Raw genomic sequence first — 20,584 nt, forward strand, 5'->3', positions numbered from 1 at the left:
TGGGTGCCAGGTCAGGCGCGCGGCGCCTACCGGGCGGGAAGGTCCAGCGCCTCCACGACGGCAGCGGCCAACTCCTCCGGGGAGCGTGCAATATCGAGGCGAAGGCTGCCGGCGCGGAGTTCTTCTTCGGTCAGTGGCTCAAGGGTGGCGAGCTGGCTGGGAAGCAGCGCCGGCGGCATGAAGTGGCCTTCGCGGTCCTGCATGCGCCGGCTGATGAGGTCAGCGCCGCCCTGCAGGTGGAGGAACACGACGCGCCCTTCCGCCTCGGAGAGCAGCTGCCGGTAACTTTTCTTCAGCGCCGAACAGGTGAGGACGGTGCTGGCGCCGGCGCGGCCCTGGGCGGTCATCCAGTCACGGATTTCGGCCAGCCAGGGCCAGCGGTCGGCATCCTCGAGCGGAATGCCACGGCGCATCTTGTCGATGTTCCGCGGCGGGTGGAACTCGTCCGCTTCCGCACAGGTCCAGCCGAGCCGCTGCGAGAGCGCTGCCGCCAGGGTCGTTTTGCCGGACCCGGCCACGCCCATCACCACGAGGTGCGTGGGTTGCTGCTGCATGTCATACCTCCGGAGAAGACGTCGTTGGCTTTCGAAGAAGCTCGGTGCTGGCCCGCGCTGCAGCGGACTACGCCATAAGGTATCACCTTTTGATCGGATAGATACTATCTTTTCGTGTCATAAGTCATACCTTTCAGATTTTCGCTATCCTGAGAGGGCGCTGCGGCGCGGAAGAGAGAGCGGGAAGATGTCGACGGCGACGGAACAGGATGCGGATAACGCGCACGACGGCGGGTCCTCACCTGCGATGCATGAGCGTGTTCTCGAGGCGGTGGGGATTGCGATCGCGTCCGCCGAACTGCCGCCGGGCAGCCGGCTGACCCTGGAGGGGTTGCAGCAGGAGTACGGGATCTCCCGCACTGTTGCCCGGGACACCATGAAGGTCCTGGAGTCCATGAACCTGGTCTACTCGCGCCGCCGGGTAGGAATCGTGGTGCAGGAGCGGCCGCTCTGGAACGTATTCGACCCCAAGCTGGTGCGCTGGCGGCTGGCGTCGAACCGCCGCGAGATGCAGTACAGCAGCCTGACCGAGCTGCGCATCGCCGTCGAACCCATTGCCGCGGCGGGCGCGGCCCGGCGGGCGACGTCCACCGAACGCCACCAGCTGCTGGCACTGGCCGCGGACCTGCGCCGGCTGGGCGAGGCCGGGGACCTCGAGGGGTTCCTGGCAGCCGATATCGCTTTCCACCAGCTGCTGCTGCGCAGCTGCGGCAACGAAATGTTCCAGGCGCTTGAGGGCATGGTCGCCGAAGTCCTGACCAGCCGGACGCAGCAGGGGCTCATGCCGTTCAAACCCCGGAGCGAGGCGCTGCAGGCACACGAGGACGTAGCCGCCGCCGTGGCGGCCGGCGACACCGTGGTGGCTGAACAGGCGATGCATCACATCCTCAACGAGGTGCGCGAGGCAATGGGGCTGCACTAACTTCCCCGCACCGCACGCCTCGACGCGCTCGGCGGCGGAGTTCCAAGCCGGCGACAGGAAGAGCTTCCCAGGTCGTCGGGGTCCAAGTCACCGGCACACTCTTTTCTTACCGACACACGCTCTTTCCTTTATACCCCTAGGGGTATAAACTGATGGCTAGCCGAGCTCAGGAGTTGCCATGCTTATCGAACGCATCTACGACGAAGACCTCGCCCAGGCCAGCTACTTGATCGGCTGCCAGGCCAAGGGCACTGCCGTTGTTGTCGACGGCCGCCGCGACATCGCGGTCTACCAGGAGCTTGCCGCGAAGAACGGCATGGAGATCGTGGCCGTCACCGAGACCCACATCCACGCCGACTACCTCTCCGGCACCCGCGAACTCGCTGCAGCGACGGGCGCGAAGATCTACGTCTCCGGCGAGGGCGGTCCCGACTGGCAGTACGAATTCGACGGCGAACGCCTCTACGACGGCGACACGATCACCATCGGCAACATCAGCATCAAAGCCGTCCACACCCCCGGCCACACTCCCGAGCACCTGTCCTTCCTGGTCACTGACGGCGCGTTCAGCGACCAGCCCGGCTACCTGCTCTCCGGTGACTTCGTGTTCTCCGGTGACCTGGGACGACCGGACCTCCTGGACGAGGCAGCCGGCGGCGTCGACACCCGGTTCGAGGGCGCCAAACAGCTGTTCGCCAGCCTGCGGGACAAGTTCCTCACCCTGCCGGACTACGTCCAGGTCCACCCCGCCCACGGGGCCGGCAGCGCCTGCGGCAAGGCACTTGGTGCCATCCCCTCCTCCACCGTGGGCTACGAGCGGCTTTACGCCTGGTGGGGCCCCTACCTGGCGGCCAACGACGAGCAGGGCTTCATCGACGAGCTCCTCGACGGCCAGCCGGACGCCCACGCCTACTTCGGCAGGATGAAGCGCCAAAACAGGCTGGGCCCGGCAGTCATGGGTGAGCGGGCGCCCCTGCCCGAACTGGACGCGGCCGCCGTCGTGAACGGCCTGGAACAGGACACGGTCACCTTTGTGGACACCCGCCCCAACCGCAAAGTACACCAAGGCACGGTGCCCCGGTCCCTGAACATCCCTGCCGGCAGGATGGCGAGCTACGGCGCCTGGGTTGTGGATCCGGAGAAGGACAGGAACCCGCTGGTGCTGTTGGCGCCGGACCAGGAGGCGGCGCAGCAGATGCGGGACCACCTGGTCCGCGTGGGCATCGACAACGTGGCCGGCTACGTCACCGGCCTCGAGGGCCTGCCGATGAGCACGCCGCGGCTGGTCCAGCCCGAGGAACTGGACGGCTTCGACGCCGCGCTGCTGCTGGATGTCCGGAACCGGTCCGAGCACGCCGCCGGGCATATCCCCGGCTCTGCCCAGCTAGGCGCCGGCCGCATCATGTGGCACCTGGACCAGCTGCCCGCGGACGGCCCCATCGTGACGTACTGCCAGAGCGGGGCGCGCAATTCAGTAGCGGCCAGCGCCCTGCGCCGGGCCGGGTACGACGTGGCCGAGCTGGACGGCAGCTACGCCGCCTGGAGCGCCTCCCGGCTCAGCCCGCGGCAGTAGTAGCGCCGGGCCTGGCCCAAGAAGGCGCAAAAAAACAGGACCCGCCGTTCAAAACGGCGGGTCCTGCTCTTAAGTGGAAACCTAACGGTCCCGGAACTCTAGGGAATTAGAGAGCCTGGATGTTGGTGGCCTGGGGACCCTTGGGGCCCTGCTCGGTGTCGAAGGAAACCTTCTGGTTCTCTTCGAGGGAGCGGAAGCCGGAGGAGTTGATCGCGGAGTAGTGCGCGAAAACGTCCTGCGAGGAGTCGTCCGGGGAGATGAAGCCGAAGCCCTTTTCAGCGTTAAACCATTTGACGGTACCAGTAGCCATTATTTTTGTCCTTCGTGAAGGTGGAGGGAAAGTCCCGACTTTCGGGCCCTCCGGTGTGGGGTGTTCAAAACCGCTACTTCAGAAGAACGCGGACTTTCGACCGCGCGTACTGCCTGAACTACCAACTGCATAAACACAACAACAGGTTCGAGACTACAGGAGTTTCCTGCTGTGCCCTAAACGGCGGCCACCGCGGGCCTCGACCGTCCCCGGGATTGGGCATATCCTGCATCCGGATCCGAAGAAACCCAGTCACCGGGAGATGACGCCATGGACATGCCGAAAGCCTCCGATGCCGACAAGGACCATTTCCGTGCGGTGGTCCCGGACCGGCCGGATGTGATGGTCAAGCCGATGTTCGGGAACCTGGGGGCGTTCGTGAACGGCAACATGTTTGCGGGACTGTTCGGGTCCACCATCGGAGTGAAGCTGTCCGACGAGGACCGCGGGGTGCTCGAATCCACCGAACGGACGGTCCCCTTCGGCCCGGCGGAACGCCCCATGGGCGGGTACACCGGGCTGCCGGAGGTGTGGAACGAAGAGGGCGACGGCGACGACGCCCGGGTGCGCGCATGGGTGGAGAAGGCGCTAGGCTACGTGTCCACCCTGCCGCCGAAGGCGCCCAAGGCCGGCCCCCGGAAAACCCCGCCGCAGAAGTAGTAGACCCGCCTCCTCCGCGAGATGGCATTTCACCGCAGTGTTTGGGCCGCCAACTGCCGCGAAGTGCCATCTCGCGGTGAAGGTGGCAACGGCGCAGAAGTATGGGCGGCCATCGACGCTTCCGGACCGGTCAGCCCGGGAATCCGAAGCAGGGGAAGAATCCCTCCACCCCGGGGCGCGCGACTTCGATGCACCGTGACTTCACCTGCTCCAGCACAGCGTTGGGATCCCTGCCCGCGGCCGTCATGCCGTCAACCGTGACCGATACGTCGGCCGTGGCGGCGCGGCGCAGGTTGTTGTCCGTTGCGTTGACGGTGCCTTCATCCGGGTAGTTGCTGTGGGTATGGACGGTATCGTGCTCCAGCGGACCGGAGGCGGTCCAGGTTGCCGAGAGGCTGATGGTCACGGGATTGCCCTCGCCATCCATGCCGGCCATGTCGGTGCTGATGGAGGCCACGCCCAGCCGCGGGTCAACCACCAGCGGCGCCATATTTTGGCCTTCGGCCTGGAACAGGACCGTACCGCCGCCGCCCGCAGCCGCAGTGACCACACCCGCCGGGGCGGCGCAGATGTCCGTGACGCGCACGAACACGGCGCTCAGTCCCTGCTTGTTCACGGGGCCCGGCTGGCTGGCATACATCGCCACGCTGGAGGAGACGAACACTTCGGTTTGCTCGCAGCCTGCAGTGCTGGCCACGGTTGCGGAGCCATGCGTCGACGAGATGGTGTGGTAAATGTTCGGGGCCGCTCCGGCCGGGGCCGCGGCCAAGGCCATCGAGGCTGCAGTGCAGAGAAGAACGGGCAAGCGCTTCATAACGACTCCTTTGTATGAGGTGAAGCTACTCCCGGCCGCAACCGACCGGCAGGGCCGAACGGCCCAAAAGTTTTTCCAAGCCACCCATCCGGACTGCGGCAGCGCCCGAATAGCTTGCATAACCCAATGGTTTGGCAGCAAGCATTCTGCTGATCCATGAATCCATATCGCATTCAGGAGAACATCATGGCTACACACACCAGCACCGGCACCGCAGTCCGCACCAACGTCCAGAAAGCGTCCATGGCCGTAGGCGCCGTGTTCCTGCTGGTGGGCGTCCTGGGCTTCGTCCCGGGCATCACCGGCAACTTCGAGCAGCTGCACTTCGCAGGGGCGCACTCCGAGGCCATGCTGCTGGGCCTCTTCCAGGTGTCCGTGCTCCACAACGCGGTCCACCTGCTGTTCGGCGTTGCCGGCCTCGCCCTGGCCAAGACCGCCGGCGGCGCCCGTTCGTTCCTGCTCTACGGCGGCGTGATCTACCTGGTCCTGTTCGTCTACGGCCTGGTGGTTCCCCAGGATTCGGTCGGCAACTTCGTCCCGCTGAACCTGTTCGACAACATCCTGCACCTGCTCCTGGGCATCGGCATGGTCGCCCTGGCGCTGGTCCTCACCAAGGGCCACAAGGCACACGCCTAACCACAACTAACCACGCAAGGCACGACGCCGGGACCCATCAAATATGGCGGGTCCCGGCGTCGTTTTCGTGGCTGGGCGGGTTGGGGCCGGCTACTGCACGGCCAGGCGCCCTTCGACCTGCGGATCAACCGGTGAGTGGTGCTCCAGGTAGTGCACCACGGTGTCCACCAGGTTGATGCCGGTGTCCACTGTGCCGGTGCCCTGGGTGAAGGTGGTGAACTGGTCGCCGCCGGTGGCCATGAAGTTGTTCGTGGCCACGCGGTAGGTGGCGGCAGGGTCCAGCGGGGTTCCGTCCGGGAGGGTGACGGAGGTGACCCGGGCGCCGAAGGGGGCGCCGGCGTCGTACGCCCATTTCAGTCCGGAGACCTGGACGGTGCCGTACTGGCTGAAGGCGCCTTCCTCCAGTACCTTGCGCACCTGGGCTCCGGTGAGGTCCATGGTGACCAGCGTGTTGTTGAACGGCAGGACGGCGTAGACCTCTTCGAGCGTGATGGGCCCTGCGTCGATGTCCGCGCGCAGGCCGCCGGCGTTGGTGAACGCGAAGTCCACCCCGTCAATGTAGGAGCGCATGCTGTCCGTGACGAAGTTGCCCATCTCGGACTCGACGCCGCGGGTGGATCCCCGCGTGATGGACGTGGCAGCCTCCCCCACGGCCTTGCCGAGTTCCGCACCGAGCTGAGCCTGGTAGCCATCCACGATCGCCTGAACTGCCGGGTCCGGGGCGATGGCGTCCGTCCAGGTGGCATCCAGCTCGATGCCTGTGCCCACTACGTCCTTCGTGGCGCGGTCCACGGTAAGAGTGACGTCCGCGTAGCCCCGGGTGTTGCCGTAGGGCTGGACCACGGGGATTCCGTTGATGACGGTGTTGTATTCGAGCGGAATGTGTCCGCCAAGGACCAGGTCCACCTCGCCGGAAAGCTGTCCCACCAGGTCCGCGAGCGCGCCGGTGGTGGCCGTTTCCAGGCCCTGGTGGGCGCTGACCACGATGGTCTCCACGTGGCGTTCGCGGAGTTCCGCCACGGCGTCGTTGACCGCCGCGGCCGTCTGGTCCAGGTCCAGGAAGCTCAGGCCCTCGGTGGCGGCGGGGAGGGTGACGTTCTTGGTGTCAGGGTTTGCGACGCCGATGACGCCCACCTTGACCCCGTCCAGTTCCTCGATGACGTAGGGGGTGACGCCGGCTGGGGCGGCTCCTGTGGCGTCGTCGACGATGTTGGCGGCGATGAACGGGAAGTCGGCCTGCTCCACTCGTTCGGCGAAGGCGTCCTGGCCCCAGTCGAACTCGTGGTTGCCCACGGCGGCCGCATCCACGCCGATCGCGTTGAAGACGTCCACGGTGGAGGCGCCCTCGAAGTAGGAGGAGATGGCCGGGCCCTGCATGAAGTCGCCGGAGTCCAGGATCAGGGTGCGCGGGTTCTCCGCTTCCTCCGCCTTGAGATAGGCAGCGAGCGCGGGCGCTCCCCCGGCCAGGCGGCCCGAGCGCTTGAGCGGGGTGAGCTGGCCGTGGGTTTCATTCAGGCCGAGGATCTGGATGTCCACGGTGCGCTGGGACTGGGGTTCGGCCTGCGCCGGCGGCGTGCGGTCAGCGGCGTTGGCCGTGCCGGGGACGACGGCGGCCAGCAGCACCGCGGTCAGCGCGGCTGCGGTGCCCCTGCGGAGGGCAGGGGCCGGGTGGGTTCGAGGGGTCATGAGGGCATCTCCTGGTGCGTAGCAGTGGGATGCCGCGAACCTAACAGAACCGGTATAACCGCTGGTGAACGGCAGGTTGCAGGCTTGGTACCGGGCGTCGGCGCACGGGACGTTCACGCATGGTTCACTTAGGCAACAGCCGCTGGCCAACCTGCCTGTTTAGGTTCAGATCCATGGACAACATCTCACGCAGATCCCTCATTTCCGCCGGCCTCGGAGCCGGGCTGGTCGCCGCCCTGCCGGGTGCCGCCGTCGCCGTTTCCACCGCGGACGACGCCGGCCTCCGCGCCGATCCGTTCATGCTCGGCATCGCCTCGGGCGAGCCGTGGCCGGACGGCTTCGTGATCTGGACGCGCCTGGCGCTGGACCCGCTGGCGGAGGACGGACTGGGCGGCATGCCGTCGCGGCAGGTCCCGGTGGCCTGGGAGGTGGCCGAGGATGCGGCCATGCGCACCGTGGTGGCCCGGGGCGTCGAGCAGGCGCGGATTGAAGCCGCCCACTCCGTCCACGTCGAACTCCGCGGGCTGAAGCCCGGCCGCGAGTACTTCTACCGGTTCCGCAGCGGCCGGCACATCAGCGCCGTCGGCCGTACCCTGACCGCGCCGGCGCTGCACGAAACACCCGCCGCGCTGGCCATGGCGTTCGCCAGCTGCTCGCAGTACGAGCACGGCTACTTCACCGCCTACTCCCGCCTGGCGCAGGACCACCCGGACCTGGTGCTCCACCTGGGCGACTACCTTTACGAGTACAAGAAGGACAAATACGTGATCGGCGGCGGCAACCCCCGCGACCACGAAGGACCCGAGACGGTCACGCTCGAGGGCTACCGGCAGCGGCATGCCCAATACAAGTCCGACGCCGACCTGCAGGCCGCGCACGCCGTTGCACCGTGGCTGGTGGTGTGGGATGACCACGAGGTGGACAACAACTGGGCGGATGAGATCCCGGAGAACCGTGACGCCACGCAGATGAATGACACCACCGAGCGTTTCCGGCAGCGCCGCGCCGCCGCGTTCCAGGCGTACTACGAGAACATGCCGCTGCGCAGGTCATCGGTTCCGGCCGGGTTCGACATGAAGATCTACCGGACCATCCAGTGGGGCCAGCTGGCCAACTTCCACATGATGGACACCCGGCAGTACCGTGACGACCAGCTCGCCGGCGACGGCTGGAAGAAGAACGTCGCGGAGCGCCTCGCCGAGGACCGCAGCATCACCGGTGCCGAGCAGGAAAAGTGGCTGCTGGACGCCTTCCGGAACTCCACGCAGCGCTGGGACATCCTGGGCCAGCAGGTGTTCTTCGCCGAACGCGACCGCAATGCCGCCCCGGAGATCGACGACGTGTCCATGGACGGCTGGGACGGCTATGCGGCCTCGCGCCGCCGCATCACCCAGGGCTGGGTGGACGCGAACGTGCGCAACGCCGTCGTCCTCACCGGCGACGTGCACCGCAACTGGGCCAGCGACCTCAAGGTGGACTACAAGGACCCGGCCTCCCCCGTGGTCGGCTCGGAGCTGGTCTGCACCTCCATCACCTCCACCGGCAACGGCACGGGCTCCACGACGGACCCCATGATGGCCTGGAACCCGCACCTGAAGTTCTTCAACGACAACCGCGGCTACGTGAACACCCGCATCACGCGCGAGTCGCTGACGGCGGACTTCCGCACCCTGGACTACGTCACGACGCCGGGCGCCCCCGTGTCCACCAAAGCCTCCTTCACGATCCGGGACGGCGTTCCGGGGCTGCAGGCGAGCGCATAGATGAACGACCGGCGGGACGCACCGGAAACGTGCGTCCCTCCGTCGTGCGTGTCCGGGTCAGCGCTTGGCGTAGTCTGCTGAACCCTGCCAGTCGATCATCACGCATGGCTCTTCGCCCACTACCCATGCGTCATGGCCCGGTGCGATGGTGGCGAAATCGCCCGGCCCGTATTCCATCTCCTGGCCGTCGTCCATCACCACGTTCATGCGCCCCGAGACGAAGTAGCCGGTGTGGCTGGCCTGGCAGCTGTCGGTCTTGGCGATCGGCTTGACGTGGTCGGACCAGCGCCAGCCGGGCTGGAACGTAGCGCGGCCAACAGCACCCCCGTCCAGGTTGACGAGTTCCAGCTGCCCCTTGCCGGCTTCGAAGGGGCGGGTCTCCTCCGGTGAATTTAGACTCTTACGCACTAAACCTGGCATTTTCTGCTCCTCCGAACGGGTGCTGCATTTTGCTGTGGACAGGACTACCGGTGAAGCCCCGATATCCACAGCGGAGGAGATATGGAACCCCGCCAGTGAGCACATTCTCCGCCTGCACCGCGGCAGCGGCAAGGGCCCCGGAAAAGCACTGTGGAAACCCCGTAGCCGGGCAACTGAAGGGGGCGTAGCATCCAACCATGGAACCCCTCCGGGTACTCCTCCTGCCTGGCAGCGTCCTCCCTGCCGGCCCCGCCTACGGAGCGCTGATCGAGGCGCTGGGACCGGACGTGCACGCCGCCGCCAAGGACCTGGAACTGTACGCGGACGCCGCTCCCCCGCCCGGCTGGACCCTGGACACCGAGGCCGACGGCGTCCTCCGCGAAGCCGGCCGGCTCGGCTGGGACACCTTCCACCTTGTGGGCTATTCCGGCGGCGGTGCCGCGGCCCTGGCGCTCACCGCCAAGCATCCGGAGCGGCTACGGAGCCTCACACTCCTCGAAGCAGCGTGGGCCGGGAACTGGGACTGGAGCCCCGCCCACGCAGCGCTCTGGGAAGAGTACGCAAAGCTGGAGTCCCTGCCGCCGGAGCAGTTCATGCCTGCCTTCATGCGGCTGGGGGTGAAGTCCGACGTCGTCCTGCCGCCTCCGCCGCCGGGTCCCCCGCCACCGTGGATGGCCAAGCGGCCGGCGGGCATCAGCGCGTTCCTGGCGGACTTCAAGCGCTACGACCTGGACCGCACCCGCCTGGCTGCGTTCAACAAACCGGTGCTGTTCGTCCTGGGCGGGCAGAGCAACCCGGATGACTACGGGGAGGTGGCGGACCGGCTGGCCACCGTGTTTCCGGATTTCACGCTGGAGGTATTCGAGGAGCGGCACCACTTCGACCCGCCGCACCGCATCGAGCCTGAACGGCTGGCCGGACTGCTTCGGCAGCACTGGGAGCGCGCGGGTCAGGGTGCCCGCACGGCGTCGTACGCGTTGACCCGGCCGTACTTCCAGTAACTGCCGGTTCCGGCAACGGTTCCGTCGGCCGTGGATTCGACGATGGCCCGGACACCGGCATTGGAAGCATTCGGGTGCGAGCTCAGCGCCAGCGCGGCCACGCCGGCAACCACCGGGGAGGCCATCGACGTGCCGCTGGCGATGTCATACCCCTCGGAACGGCCGTTTGACTGCAAAGCGAACGGGTGGTTGGGGAACGTCGAGTAGATGCTGACCCCCGGCGCTGCGACGTCCACCCATTTGGCACCGTAGCTCGAGAAGGAAGCCTTCGCGTCGTTGTTGTCCGTGGCCGCCACCGCAATGACGTCCGGGTAGGCGCCGGGGTAGATCTTGGCCTGGCTGCCGCCGTTGCCCGCGGCCGCCACGATGACCACGCCCGCCTTCCAGGCGTTCCGGACGGCCTCCTCCAAGGTGCGGGACGAGACCCGCTGGCCGAGGCTCATGTTGATGATGCGGGCGTTCCCTTCACCCTGTTTGGCGCTGGCGGCCCAGGCAATGCCTCTGACGATGTTCGACGTGGACCCTGATCCCGAATCGTTGAGCACCTTCACGTCAACGATGTCGCACTCCGGACACACCCCCGCCACGCCGGTGGAGTTGTGGGCCGCGGCCACGATCCCGGCCACGTGCGTGCCGTGTCCGTAGTTATCCTCGCCTGTTGCGGTGCCGCTGAAGTTCGCGCGTGCAACCACCTGGGTGCTGATGTCCGGGTTGTCCGATGCCACACCAGTATCGAGAATGGCGACCCTGATGCCCCTCCCCGTGGTCAGACCCCATGCTTCAACAGCGTCGACGTCGGCGTCGGGGGTGCCTGCGGGGACAGTGAATGTCTCCAACGTGTTCTGGAACGATCGCCCGTCATTGCGGAGGGCGTATTGACGCTCGAAGTACGTATCGTCCGTGACTGCGGTGACCACTGCGTCTGGTTCGGCGTACTCCACCGCGCGGTTCCGGCTCAACGCGTCAATCAGCCGCAACTCCCGGCCGGCCGGCACCTTGATGACCTGGGCCCCGGTAGTCCCCACAAAGGCGCCCTGACGCAGACCGTGCTGGCGCAGCACGCCGTCGGCCAACGCCTGGTCCCGGAACTTAACCAGGATCTGCCCTGCGACGTGGGACGGGTCGGGGGCCGCATTTCCGGGAGCCGCCAGCGTGGTGGCGCCAAGGCCAACGAAGGCTGCAGTGAGGCCGGCGATCAGGAGCTTTTTCATAGCGCTTATAGTGCGCCCCGGACGGGCCCGCTGGATAGGGGTAATTCCCGCAGTGTCGCAAAAGGCGCGGCGATTGGGAGACACAGGCCGCGGGGTCCCGCGCCGCCCAAACCTCCGGCGGCTCCCTCAGTTGGGTAACAGGCGCGCGAAAGTGCCACCCGAGCGGGCGGCAGGCCTGCGCGATATTCGGTCAATTGGACGCGCGGCCGAATCGCGTGAGAAACTTCACAGGTTTGTGTGGCGCCCACCACGGGTTTACCTGCCCGTCCGTACGCCCCGCCAAACCGCATCCGTTTCGCATCACCCACGCTCTTCATGGAGGGAACCCACTCATGAGCGATGTCTTATCCGCTGTCAATGGCGTTATCTGGAGCGACTGGCTCGTTTACCTGTGCCTGGCCACCGGCGTCTACTTCTCCGTCCGCTCCCGCTTCCTGCAGGTGCGCCACATGAAGGGAATGGTCCAGCAGCTGCTGAACGGCGAGAAGTCCGCCGACGGCGTCTCCTCGTTCCAGGCCCTCGCCATGTCCCTGTCCGGCCGCGTCGGCACCGGCAACGTCGCCGGTGTCGCCACTGCCATCGCCTTCGGCGGCCCGGGCGCACTTTTCTGGATGTGGGCTGTCGCCTTCCTCGGCGCCTCCACGTCCTTCATCGAGTGCACCCTCGGCCAGATCTACAAGGCCCGTGACCCGCAGACCGGTGAATACCGCGGCGGCCCGGCCTACTACTTCTCCCGCGCCTTCGCCCACACCAAGGCCGCCGGCTTCTTCAAGGTGTACGGCTACGTCTTCGCTGCCGTGACCGTCCTGGCGTGCGGTGTCCTCATGCCGGGCGTCCAGGCCAACTCCATGGCCACCGCCATCGAGGGTGCCTGGACCGTGCCGGCGTGGCTGGTCGCCATCGGTGCCGCCGTCGTCCTGGCCCTGGTGATCGTGGGCGGCGTCAAGCGCATCGCCAACGTCGCCTCGTTCGTCGTTCCGTTCATGGCCCTCGGCTACATCGTCCTGGCCCTCGTGGTCGTCTTCGTCAACGCCTCCGAGCTCCCCGCAATGTTCGCACTGGTGTTCCGCAGCGCCTTCGGCATGGACGCGGCGCTCGGCGCCATCATCGGCATGGCCGTGATGTGGGGCGTCAAGCGCGGCGTCTACTCCAACGAGGCCGGCCAGGGCACGGGCCCGCACGCCGCCGCCGCCGCCGAGGTTTCCCACCCGGCCAAGCAGGGCCTCGTCCAGGCGTTCGCCGTCTACATCGACACCCTGTTCGTCTGCTCCGCCACCGGCTTCCTGGTGCTCTCCACCGGCGCTTACCGTGTGTTCTCCGGCGGCAGCGAGGACGGCGAGGTGCTGGCTGAGGGCGGCCTGCTCTCCGCCACGGCCACGGTTGGTCCGCAGTACGTCCAGACCGGTTTCGACTCTGTCTTCCCGGGCTTCGGTGCCGCGTTCATCGCCGTCACGCTGATCTTCTTCTGCCTGACCACGATTATCGCGTACTACTACATGGCCGAGACCAACCTGCGCTTCCTCCTGGGCAAGTCCTCGAACACCATGATCCCCGGAATGCGTGCCAGCCTGGGCCGGGTGACCACCGTGGTCCTGCAGGTTCTGGTCATCGTCGCTGTTGCCTACGGCTGCGTGAACACCGCTGCCGACGCCTGGACCATGGGCGACATCGGCGTGGGCCTCATGGCATGGCTGAACATCGTCGGCATCCTGGTCCTGCAGAAACCGGCGTTCAAGGCCCTCAAGGACTACGAGCGGCAGCAGAAGCTGGGGCTGGACCCGGTCTTCGACCCGCGGCCCCTGGGCATCACGGGCGCCACGTTCTGGGAGTCCTACAAGGCCGCCGAGCGCGAAAAGGAAGACGCACGCGTCTAGGCTGCTCAGAACTTAATGAAGTACGACGGCGGGGTGCCGGCTTTTCTGCCGGCACCCCGCCGTCGTCGTTCCCCGCCGCAGCGTGCGGTTCCGCCGCTACCGCCGCGGGCGTATCCTGAAAATCCAGCTGGTGGCGATCAAAGGAAAGTGATCAGGATGGCGTCCGAACCTGCCACACCCGGAGGCCTGCCGCCGCACCAGCCGCCGGGCGGATCGCCGGACACAGCGCCTCCGGCATCCTTTGATGGCAGGCCCAAACCGACCCGGTCCGGAGTGGTCTGGGTGGCGGTGGTGGTTGCGCTTCTCCTGCTGGTGCTGCTGATCATTTTCATCCTGCAGAACCAGGAGCCCGCCAGGGTGATGTTCCTGGGCTTGGAGGGTACGCTTCCGCTGGGGATGGCTATGTTCATCGCCAGCGTCGCAGGCGGAATAGTGGTAGCCATTGCCGGCGCCGCGCGCATCATCCAGCTCCGTTCCAACGCCCGCAGGGTGCGGATGCTCCGCAGGGAGGGCTGACGGCGAAGGCGTTCCGCCAAAGGGCGCGCGGAACTTTCGGGCCCGCCGAACGTTGTGCGGGTATGAAATGTCCTTTGGATTCAGTGGAACTTGTCATGACCGAACGCAGCGGCGTTGAAATCGACTATTGCCCGCAATGCCGGGGTGTGTGGCTTGACCGGGGGGAGCTGGACAAGATCCTGGACCGTGCCGCTGCCGCCACGGCACCCGCGCCGGCCCGTCCCGCGGCCCCCACTCCCCCGCCCCTCTACACCAGCCACGACCCGCGGCGGGACGAGCGCAGCTACGACAGCCGCCGCAATGACAAACCAGGCTATGACCGCGACCACGACCGGCGGCACAAGAAGAAGGAAGGCTGGCTGGGCGACCTGTTCGACTTCTAGGCGGATTCCAGAGCCGTGTCTGTTCCGGGCCGCCCCGTCCGGAACGGACGCCCCCGCGGCTGCCCTGTCCCATATACTCTCAGCATGCCGATCACGCTCCTGAACCGTGCCCTGGACGCCCAGCCGTCCGCCGTCGAACAGCCCGGAAGTGGCCTGTGAGCGGCGGCCTGGTCGCCCTCCTGGACGACGTCGCAGCCCTTGCCCGCATTGCCGCCGCCTCGGTGGACGACATTGCAGCCGGGGCCGCGAAAGCGGGCACCAAAGCCGCCGGCGTGGTGATTGATGACGCCGCCGTCACCCCGCAGTACGTATCCGGCAAGGACCCGTCCCGCGAACTGCCGATGATCCGGAAGATCTTCTGGGGCTCGCTCCGGAACAAGCTGCTGGTCATCCTGCCGGCGCTGCTGCTTATCAGCGCCTTCGCCGCGTGGGCCATCCCGTTCATCCTCATGCTCGGCGGCACCTACCTCTGCTACGAGGGCGCCGAGAAAGTCTGGCACAAGATCCGCAGGGACCACGCGGATGAGCAGGCACCGGCGGTTGAGCGTGGCCCGGAGGCCGAGGACAAGGTGGTGAAGGGAGCCATCACCACCGACTTCATCCTGTCCTGCGAAATCATGGTCATCTCGATGAACGAGGTGGCCCGCGAATCGCTGCTGGCGCGGGCGCTGATCCTGGTGGTGGTGGCCCTCGCCATTACGGTGCTGGTGTACGGTGCCGTGGCACTGATCGTGAAGATGGACGACATCGGCCTGCACCTGGCCGCCAAAGAGTCCGCCAGCTCACAGCGCATCGGCGGGCTGCTGGTCAGGGGGATGCCGAAAGTGCTGGCCGCGATCACCTTCATTGGCACTATCGCCATGCTGTGGGTGGGCGGCCACATCATGCTGCAGGGCACCCATGACCTCGGCTGGCACCTCCTCTACGACCTGGTCCACACGCTGGAAGAGCCGGTGGCGCACGTCGCCGTGGTGGGCGGCGCGCTGGCCTGGCTCGTGAACACGGCACTCTCCGCCGTCCTCGGGCTCGCCTGGGGCCTGCTGGTCCTCACCGTGGTCCACCCGCTGCTGCACGCGCTCCCCTTCGGCAAGGACAAGGGCAGCCACCAGGAGGGCGATGTCCGTGCCGAAATTGCCGGGTACCGTCCACAGAAGCACGACGGCGGAACGGCGCCTTAGCGGGCCCGCCGCCTCCGCGAGATGGCACTTAATAGCAATGTTGGGCCGCCGCATTGCCGTTAAGTGCCATCTCGCGGGGGCGGATGTTGGCTGCCGACCCGGGCACGGGGTAATTACGCAGTACAGATGACGCAGCGAAGAAAGGACGACCGTTGATTTTCATTACCGCCAAGTTCCCGGTCAAGCCGGAGCACGCCGATGCGTGGCCGGAGATCTCACGCGGGTTCACCGAAGGGACCAACGCCGAAGAGGGCTGCCTGTTCTTTGAGTGGTCCCGTTCCGTGGAGGATCCCAACACTTACGTCCTGATCGAAGCCTTCCGCGATGACGAGGCCGGCGGCGCGCACGTGAACTCGGAGCACTTCAAGAAGGCCACCGCCGAGCTGCCGGCATACCTGGCCCGGACCCCGGACATCATCAACGTGAAGGTGGACGGCTGGTCGAAGCTCGGGGAACTTGCCGTCGAGTAAGGCATAAAAGGGCACAGCGCCGGGGTTAGCCCTGCTGACGCGGCGGTCCCCGGGCCGGAGTTCCCGGGCCTAAGCTTTCACACCGTCCCGGGAACCCCTTCGTTCAGGACCGGAGTTTCCTGACGGTTTCCGTGGCGCCCTGGTGGTGCAGGCTGCCAAGCGCATCCAGGTACGCGCTGACGAACCGTTCGTCGTCGATGAGGTCACCAAAGACTTCGCGGTTTGAGAGGAAGGCTAGCGGTTCCCGCCGCTGGCGTGCGGCTGCCGCCGTGAGGGTGTCCCTCAGCCGGTCAACGACGTCGATCGGATTGCCCTGTTCGTCCAGGCCTTCGGCGTAGCGGGCCCAGCTGGCCACGATCGCCGCGGAGCGGTGGATCTCGCCGCCGCGTTCGAGGTTGATCCGGACGACAGGCAGCAGCCATTTGGGGATCCGGTCCGAGCTTTCGGCGCAGAGCCGGGCCAAGGTGTCACGGACGTGTTCGTTGGAGAAGCGTGCGATAAGGGTGTGCTTGTAGTCCGCCAAGTCGATGCCGGGCACCGGGTGCAGGGTCGGGGTGGCCTCATTGTCCATGTAGTCCAGCAGGAACTGCGCGAACAGCGGATCCTGGGCAACTTCGTGGGCGTAACGGTAGCCGGCGAGGTAGCCGAAATAGCACATGCCCTGGTGGCTGGCGTTCAGCAGGCGGAGCTTCATCAACTCATAGGGTTCCACGTCCTCCACCAGCTGTACCCCGGCTTTCTCGAAGGCCGGCCGGCCCAGGCTGAAGCGGTCTTCCAGGACCCACTGCTCGAACGGCTCGCAAACCACCGGCCAGGCGTCCTGCACCCCGAATTCCCGGGCGATCGCTTCCCGGTCGGCGTCGGTGGTGACGGGGGTGATCCGGTCCACCATGCTGTTGGGGAAGGGCACGTTCTCCGACACCCACTTCCCCAGGTCCGCATCCTTGAGGACGGCGAAAGCGGTGAACATTTTCCTGGCGACATCTCCGTTGCCCTGAATGTTGTCGCAGGACATCACGGTGAAGGGTGCCAGCCCGCGGGCACGCCGGCGGGCCAGGGCCTCGGTGACCAGCCCGAAGGTGGTCCGGGGTGCTGCCCCGGGGGCCAGGTCGTGGAGCACGTCGGGGTTCCCGGCGTCGAACTCTCCGGTGACGTGGTGGAAGTTGTACCCGCCCTCGGTGACGGTCAGCGATACGATCCGGACGGCGTCGGATGCCATCTTCTCGATGACGGCCTCTGGGTCATCGGGCGCAAAGAGGTACTCGATGATGGATCCGATGACCCGGCCTTCCCGCGTCCCGTCCGGGTTCTTCACCACCATGGTGTACAGGCAGTCCTGGCTGTCCATGACTTCCTTCATCCGGGCATCGCCGGGCAGGACGCCCACACCGCAGATGGCCCAATCGTAGGCCTGTCCGGCGTTCATCAGCCGGTCCAGGTACATGGCCTGGTGCGCGCGGTGGAAGCCGCCGACACCGAAATGCACGATGCCCGCCGTCAGGGCAGAACGGTCGTAATCCGGCCTGGCCAGGTCCGCCGGGAGGTCCTTCAGTGTTGCAGCGGTGAGCGGTTGCATGGGTTGTCCTTTCGGGTTCAGCGGCCGGGGTAGACGACGGCTTTGAGCTGGCCGGGGGTTTTGCCGGCTTTGAGCGCCGCTTCGGCTTGGGTGAGGGGGTATTTGCCGGTGACGAGGATGTCGAGGTCGACTTTCCGGTCGGCGATGAGTTGGATGGCCAGGGGCCAGGTGTTGGTGTAGCGGAAGACGCCGGAGAGCCAGATTTCGCGGTTTTGGATGTAGGAGACGGGGAGTTCGACGTCGTCGGCGCCGAGCCCCACCAGGATGACGCGCCCGGCCGGTGCCACGGCCTTGATGCCGGCGCGGACTGCCTGTGGTGCGCCGGAGGCGTCGATGAACGCGTCGACGTCGAGCCCTTCCACGGTGTCGGTCCTGGCGTTGAGGGCGTGGGTGGCGCCGTGTTCAAGGGCGAAAGCCAGGCGGTCTTCGGCGATGTCGCTGATGTAGATTTCGGTGGCGCCGTAGGCGCGGGCGGCCTGGGCGGCGATGATGCCGATCGGTCCGGCACCCGCGATCAGGACCCGGCTGCCCGGACGGATCTCCGCCCTCTCGCAGGCCCAGAGACCGACCGAGAGCGGTTCGATCAGGGCTGCGGCTTCGTCGCTGACGCTGTCGGGGATGTCGTAGGCGAAGTCGGACTGGATGGTGACGTATTCGGCGAAGGCGCCGTCGATCGGCGGGGTGGCGTAGAACCCGATGTCCGGGCAGAGGTTGTAGCGTCCGGCCTTGCACTGCTTGCAGGTGCGGCAGGGGCGCTGGGGTTCGACGGCGACGCGGCGGCCGATGCGGGCGGGATCCACGTTGGTTCCGACGGCGGTGATCCGGCCGGAGAGTTCGTGGCCGAGGATCAGGGGGTGGTCCACGACGTAGGGGCCGATCCGGCCGTGTTCGTAGTAGTGCACGTCGCTGCCGCAGACCCCGACGGCGGCGACCTGGACCAGGACCTGGTCGGCGTCCGGCTGCGGAAGGGGCAGGGTTTCCATGGCCATGTCGCCCTGGCGTTTGAGGATGTTGGCGCGCATGGTCGCGGGCTGTTCCGTGGACGCGGTGGAGTCGTTCCCGGCGGTCGCTTGGGTGGTGGGGGTGGTCATTGGTGGTGTGTCCTTCCGGAGGTTCCGCAGGTTTATTTGACGGCGCCGAGGGACAGGCCCTGGACGAGTTTGTCCTGGGCGGCGAATCCGGCGAAGAGCACGGGCAGGGAGATGACGACGGCGGCGGCGCAGACCTTGGCGAGGAAGAGGCCTTGGCTGGAGACGAAGCCGGTGAGGAAGACCGGTGCGGTTCCGGCCATGACACCGGTGAGGACGCGGGCGAGGAGCAGTTCGTTCCAGCTGAAGATGAAGCAGATCAGGGCGGTCGCTGCGATGCCGGGCATCGCGACAGGGGCGACAACGGCGCGGAGGGTCAGGAGGAGGCCGGCGCCGTCGATTTGGGACGCTTCGAGCATTTCGACGGGGACTTCGGCGAGGAAGGAGCGCATCATCCAGACTGCGATGGGCAGGTTCATGGACGTGTACATGAGGATCAGGAACCAGATGTTGTCCAGCCCGCCGATGGTCTTGGCGAACAGGAACAGCGGCAGGACAGCCGCCACGATCGGCAGCATCTTGGTGGAAAGGAAGAAGAACATCACGTCCGTCCACTTCTTCACCGGCCTGATCGAGAGGGCGTAGGCGGCCGGGATGGCCAGGATCAGCACCAGCACCGTGGACAGGACCGATGCGGTGGCCGAATTAATCAGCGGCGGCCAGGGGCTGACCCCCGAGCTGGCCCCGAAGAACTCGGCATAGGCATCAAGCGTCAGCGGTGCGCCGACGGACGGCGGGTTGGTGGCGGCATCCGTTTCAGTGTGGAAGGAGGTCAGGATCATCCACAGCACCGGGGCGGCGAACAGCAGGGCCAGCAGCCACGCGGCGATGCCGGCGGCGGTGTTGTTCCGGGTCGGGTCCATCCGGGACTTGCCCCGGCCCGACATCCTGAACCACTCGAAGCCGCGGCGTCGGGATCCGGTGTTCAAAGCGGTAGGGCCGGGAGGTGTACTGCGGGGTGCGGCAGGAGTCGTTGTGCTCATCGTGCTGCCTCCTTCTTGAAGAGCGAGAAAACGGTGCGCAGGGCGAAGGTCGCCACGATGATCGTGCCGATCACCACCACCACGCCGGTTGCTGAGGCCAGGCCGTACTCGTTGGCGAAGTAGAACGTCTGGTAGATCGAGTAGGGCAGGTTCGCGGTTCCCAGCCCGCCGGAGGTCAGGGTGAACACGGCGTCGAAGTTCTGCACGATATAGATCGCGCCGAGCAGGCCGCCAAGTTCCAGGTACTGGCGCAGGTGCGGCAGCGTCAGGTGGGTAAAGATCTCCCACGGGCTCGCCCCGTCCATCTGGGCCGCTTCCACGGTGTCCATGGGCCGGGACTGCAGCCCGGCGAGCAGGATCAGCATCATGAACGGGGTCCACTGCCACACCAGGGACAGGATCACCGCCATCAGCGGCGCCTGGGAGAGCAGATCCGGCTGCGGCGGGGAATCAGAGCCGAACAGGGACCAGATCCAGGTCAGGGTCCCGTTGATCAGCCCATAGGTCGGGTTCAGCAGGGCGTGCTTCCACACCAGCGCGGCAGCCACGGGAACCACCAGGAACGGTGCGATCAGCAGGGTGCGGGCCAGGCCGCGGCCGATGAACTTCTTATCCAGCAGCAATGCCAGACCGAGGCCGATGAGCAGGGACGCGAGCACCACGGACACCGTCAGGAGGATCGTGGTGAAGATCGCCTGGCGCAGGTCCGCGTTGGTGAGGACCTCCACGTAGTTGCTGAAACCCGCGAATCCCGTCTGGTCCGGGCGCAGGCTGTTCCAGTTCAGGAACGAAATGATCAACGTCGCGGCGAAAGGCAACTGGGTGACGATGATCAGGAAAACCAGGGCCGGCAGCAGCGGCGCGCGCCGCGCCCACGCCGTCGCGCGTTCACGCGCCCTGGCATCCTTCGGAAGTTTAGGGGCGCCGTGCCCTGGGCGGGCTGCGCGCGCTGGTGCGATAGTCATC

The 20,584-nt window shown here is 66.6% G+C and carries 21 protein-coding genes; 11 read left to right on the forward strand and 10 right to left on the reverse strand.

Annotated features, from left to right (window positions below):
- Window positions 1-26 precede the first annotated feature (26 nt).
- Window positions 27-554, reverse strand: coding sequence for a gluconokinase (locus ACIQCM_RS09940; RefSeq protein ID WP_400605688.1), 528 nt, complete (start codon window positions 552-554; stop codon window positions 27-29).
- 187 nt (window positions 555-741) lie between these two features.
- On the opposite strand from ACIQCM_RS09940, the gene ACIQCM_RS09945 reads away from it, so the two are divergent.
- Both ACIQCM_RS09945 and ACIQCM_RS09950 read left to right on the forward strand, forming a co-directional pair.
- Window positions 742-1,476: a FadR/GntR family transcriptional regulator gene (locus ACIQCM_RS09945; protein WP_400605685.1), complete on the forward strand. Its 735-nt coding sequence runs from the start codon at window positions 742-744 to the stop codon at window positions 1,474-1,476.
- A gap of 178 nt (window positions 1,477-1,654) precedes the next feature.
- Window positions 1,655-3,049: a rhodanese-like domain-containing protein gene (locus tag ACIQCM_RS09950; RefSeq protein WP_400605684.1), complete on the forward strand. Its 1,395-nt coding sequence runs from the start codon at window positions 1,655-1,657 to the stop codon at window positions 3,047-3,049.
- Window positions 3,050-3,155: 106 nt separating this feature from the next.
- Here the strand turns inward: ACIQCM_RS09950 and ACIQCM_RS09955 are convergent, their stop codons facing one another.
- Window positions 3,156-3,359 (reverse strand): cold-shock protein, encoded by a 204-nt coding sequence (locus ACIQCM_RS09955; RefSeq protein ID WP_015936345.1) that lies wholly within the window; start codon window positions 3,357-3,359, stop codon window positions 3,156-3,158.
- A 270-nt stretch (window positions 3,360-3,629) separates the two neighbouring features.
- On the opposite strand from ACIQCM_RS09955, the gene ACIQCM_RS09960 reads away from it, so the two are divergent.
- Window positions 3,630-4,019, forward strand: a complete 390-nt coding sequence (locus tag ACIQCM_RS09960) for a TfoX/Sxy family protein (RefSeq protein ID WP_400605680.1) — start codon at window positions 3,630-3,632, stop codon at window positions 4,017-4,019.
- A 130-nt stretch (window positions 4,020-4,149) separates the two neighbouring features.
- Here ACIQCM_RS09960 and ACIQCM_RS09965 read toward each other — a convergent pair whose 3' ends face one another.
- Window positions 4,150-4,833 (reverse strand): hypothetical protein, encoded by a 684-nt coding sequence (locus ACIQCM_RS09965; protein ID WP_400605679.1) that lies wholly within the window; start codon window positions 4,831-4,833, stop codon window positions 4,150-4,152.
- Between the two features lie 186 nt (window positions 4,834-5,019).
- On the opposite strand from ACIQCM_RS09965, the gene ACIQCM_RS09970 reads away from it, so the two are divergent.
- A complete protein-coding gene (locus ACIQCM_RS09970) occupies window positions 5,020-5,469 on the forward strand; it encodes a DUF4383 domain-containing protein (protein ID WP_400605676.1) in 450 nt (149 codons plus the stop codon).
- A gap of 90 nt (window positions 5,470-5,559) precedes the next feature.
- On the opposite strand, the gene ACIQCM_RS09975 is transcribed toward ACIQCM_RS09970, so the two are convergent.
- Complete coding sequence (locus tag ACIQCM_RS09975) at window positions 5,560-7,155, reverse strand: bifunctional metallophosphatase/5'-nucleotidase (protein ID WP_400605674.1); 1,596 nt, start codon at window positions 7,153-7,155, stop codon at window positions 5,560-5,562.
- A 173-nt stretch (window positions 7,156-7,328) separates the two neighbouring features.
- On the opposite strand from ACIQCM_RS09975, the gene ACIQCM_RS09980 reads away from it, so the two are divergent.
- Window positions 7,329-8,918: an alkaline phosphatase D family protein gene (locus ACIQCM_RS09980; RefSeq protein ID WP_400605672.1), complete on the forward strand. Its 1,590-nt coding sequence runs from the start codon at window positions 7,329-7,331 to the stop codon at window positions 8,916-8,918.
- Window positions 8,919-8,975: 57 nt separating this feature from the next.
- On the opposite strand, the gene ACIQCM_RS09985 is transcribed toward ACIQCM_RS09980, so the two are convergent.
- Entirely contained in the window at window positions 8,976-9,338 is a 363-nt protein-coding gene (locus ACIQCM_RS09985) for a cupin domain-containing protein (RefSeq protein WP_400605670.1), read from the reverse strand.
- Window positions 9,339-9,535: 197 nt separating this feature from the next.
- Here ACIQCM_RS09985 and ACIQCM_RS09990 point away from each other — a divergent pair, with 197 nt between their 5' ends.
- The gene (locus ACIQCM_RS09990; RefSeq protein ID WP_400605668.1) at window positions 9,536-10,339 is read left to right on the forward strand and encodes an alpha/beta fold hydrolase; all 804 of its coding nucleotides are present in this window, start codon (window positions 9,536-9,538) and stop codon (window positions 10,337-10,339) included.
- Here ACIQCM_RS09990 and ACIQCM_RS09995 read toward each other — a convergent pair.
- On the reverse strand, window positions 10,288-11,550 hold the full coding sequence (locus tag ACIQCM_RS09995) for a S8 family serine peptidase (RefSeq protein WP_400605666.1): 1,263 nt from the start codon (window positions 11,548-11,550) through the stop codon (window positions 10,288-10,290). The two genes, ACIQCM_RS09990 and ACIQCM_RS09995, sit on opposite strands and share 52 nt — an antisense overlap.
- 332 nt (window positions 11,551-11,882) lie before the next feature.
- On the opposite strand from ACIQCM_RS09995, the gene ACIQCM_RS10000 reads away from it, so the two are divergent.
- The 5 genes from ACIQCM_RS10000 to ACIQCM_RS10020 all read left to right on the forward strand — a co-directional run bounded on the left by ACIQCM_RS10000 (window position 11,883) and on the right by ACIQCM_RS10020 (window position 15,971).
- On the forward strand, window positions 11,883-13,424 hold the full coding sequence (locus ACIQCM_RS10000; RefSeq protein ID WP_400605663.1) for an alanine/glycine:cation symporter family protein: 1,542 nt from the start codon (window positions 11,883-11,885) through the stop codon (window positions 13,422-13,424).
- Window positions 13,425-13,580: 156 nt separating this feature from the next.
- Window positions 13,581-13,940, forward strand: a complete 360-nt coding sequence (locus ACIQCM_RS10005) for a lipopolysaccharide assembly LapA domain-containing protein (RefSeq protein ID WP_400605661.1) — start codon at window positions 13,581-13,583, stop codon at window positions 13,938-13,940.
- A 62-nt stretch (window positions 13,941-14,002) separates the two neighbouring features.
- On the forward strand, window positions 14,003-14,323 hold the full coding sequence (locus tag ACIQCM_RS10010) for a zf-TFIIB domain-containing protein (RefSeq protein WP_400605658.1): 321 nt from the start codon (window positions 14,003-14,005) through the stop codon (window positions 14,321-14,323).
- Window positions 14,324-14,478: 155 nt separating this feature from the next.
- The gene (locus ACIQCM_RS10015; protein ID WP_400605656.1) at window positions 14,479-15,501 is read left to right on the forward strand and encodes a DUF808 domain-containing protein; all 1,023 of its coding nucleotides are present in this window, start codon (window positions 14,479-14,481) and stop codon (window positions 15,499-15,501) included.
- A 152-nt stretch (window positions 15,502-15,653) separates the two neighbouring features.
- Window positions 15,654-15,971: a putative quinol monooxygenase gene (locus ACIQCM_RS10020; RefSeq protein ID WP_400605654.1), complete on the forward strand. Its 318-nt coding sequence runs from the start codon at window positions 15,654-15,656 to the stop codon at window positions 15,969-15,971.
- Between the two features lie 103 nt (window positions 15,972-16,074).
- Here the strand turns inward: ACIQCM_RS10020 and ACIQCM_RS10025 are convergent, their stop codons facing one another.
- From ACIQCM_RS10025 to ACIQCM_RS10040, 4 genes are read right to left on the reverse strand one after another with little or no spacing between them, the layout of a single operon-like run.
- Window positions 16,075-17,547: a mannitol dehydrogenase family protein gene (locus ACIQCM_RS10025; protein WP_400605652.1), complete on the reverse strand. Its 1,473-nt coding sequence runs from the start codon at window positions 17,545-17,547 to the stop codon at window positions 16,075-16,077.
- 17 nt (window positions 17,548-17,564) lie between these two features.
- Window positions 17,565-18,638 (reverse strand): NAD(P)-dependent alcohol dehydrogenase, encoded by a 1,074-nt coding sequence (locus ACIQCM_RS10030; RefSeq protein ID WP_400605649.1) that lies wholly within the window; start codon window positions 18,636-18,638, stop codon window positions 17,565-17,567.
- 32 nt (window positions 18,639-18,670) lie between these two features.
- The gene (locus tag ACIQCM_RS10035; RefSeq protein ID WP_400605646.1) at window positions 18,671-19,618 is read right to left on the reverse strand and encodes a carbohydrate ABC transporter permease; all 948 of its coding nucleotides are present in this window, start codon (window positions 19,616-19,618) and stop codon (window positions 18,671-18,673) included.
- Window positions 19,615-20,583, reverse strand: coding sequence for a carbohydrate ABC transporter permease (locus ACIQCM_RS10040; protein WP_400605644.1), 969 nt, complete (start codon window positions 20,581-20,583; stop codon window positions 19,615-19,617). The genes ACIQCM_RS10035 and ACIQCM_RS10040 overlap by 4 nt, the downstream gene beginning before the upstream one ends.
- Window position 20,584 lies beyond the last annotated feature (1 nt).

The sequence above is a fragment of the Pseudarthrobacter sp. NPDC092439 genome (genome assembly GCF_044754945.1).
Classification (GTDB): domain Bacteria; phylum Actinomycetota; class Actinomycetes; order Actinomycetales; family Micrococcaceae; genus Arthrobacter.

Coding starts and splice junctions, on each gene's coding strand:
- ACIQCM_RS09940 (WP_400605688.1), bottom strand. CDS start 554: ATGCAGCAGCAACCCACGCACCTCGTGGTGATGGGCGTGGCCGGGTCC.
- ACIQCM_RS09945 (WP_400605685.1), top strand. CDS start 742: ATGTCGACGGCGACGGAACAGGATGCGGATAACGCGCACGACGGCGGG.
- ACIQCM_RS09950 (WP_400605684.1), top strand. CDS start 1,655: ATGCTTATCGAACGCATCTACGACGAAGACCTCGCCCAGGCCAGCTAC.
- ACIQCM_RS09955 (WP_015936345.1), bottom strand. CDS start 3,359: ATGGCTACTGGTACCGTCAAATGGTTTAACGCTGAAAAGGGCTTCGGC.
- ACIQCM_RS09960 (WP_400605680.1), top strand. CDS start 3,630: ATGGACATGCCGAAAGCCTCCGATGCCGACAAGGACCATTTCCGTGCG.
- ACIQCM_RS09965 (WP_400605679.1), bottom strand. CDS start 4,833: ATGAAGCGCTTGCCCGTTCTTCTCTGCACTGCAGCCTCGATGGCCTTG.
- ACIQCM_RS09970 (WP_400605676.1), top strand. CDS start 5,020: ATGGCTACACACACCAGCACCGGCACCGCAGTCCGCACCAACGTCCAG.
- ACIQCM_RS09975 (WP_400605674.1), bottom strand. CDS start 7,155: ATGACCCCTCGAACCCACCCGGCCCCTGCCCTCCGCAGGGGCACCGCA.
- ACIQCM_RS09980 (WP_400605672.1), top strand. CDS start 7,329: ATGGACAACATCTCACGCAGATCCCTCATTTCCGCCGGCCTCGGAGCC.
- ACIQCM_RS09985 (WP_400605670.1), bottom strand. CDS start 9,338: ATGCCAGGTTTAGTGCGTAAGAGTCTAAATTCACCGGAGGAGACCCGC.
- ACIQCM_RS09990 (WP_400605668.1), top strand. CDS start 9,536: ATGGAACCCCTCCGGGTACTCCTCCTGCCTGGCAGCGTCCTCCCTGCC.
- ACIQCM_RS09995 (WP_400605666.1), bottom strand. CDS start 11,550: ATGAAAAAGCTCCTGATCGCCGGCCTCACTGCAGCCTTCGTTGGCCTT.
- ACIQCM_RS10000 (WP_400605663.1), top strand. CDS start 11,883: ATGAGCGATGTCTTATCCGCTGTCAATGGCGTTATCTGGAGCGACTGG.
- ACIQCM_RS10005 (WP_400605661.1), top strand. CDS start 13,581: ATGGCGTCCGAACCTGCCACACCCGGAGGCCTGCCGCCGCACCAGCCG.
- ACIQCM_RS10010 (WP_400605658.1), top strand. CDS start 14,003: ATGAAATGTCCTTTGGATTCAGTGGAACTTGTCATGACCGAACGCAGC.
- ACIQCM_RS10025 (WP_400605652.1), bottom strand. CDS start 17,547: ATGCAACCGCTCACCGCTGCAACACTGAAGGACCTCCCGGCGGACCTG.
- ACIQCM_RS10030 (WP_400605649.1), bottom strand. CDS start 18,638: ATGACCACCCCCACCACCCAAGCGACCGCCGGGAACGACTCCACCGCG.
- ACIQCM_RS10035 (WP_400605646.1), bottom strand. CDS start 19,618: ATGAGCACAACGACTCCTGCCGCACCCCGCAGTACACCTCCCGGCCCT.
- ACIQCM_RS10040 (WP_400605644.1), bottom strand. CDS start 20,583: ATGACTATCGCACCAGCGCGCGCAGCCCGCCCAGGGCACGGCGCCCCT.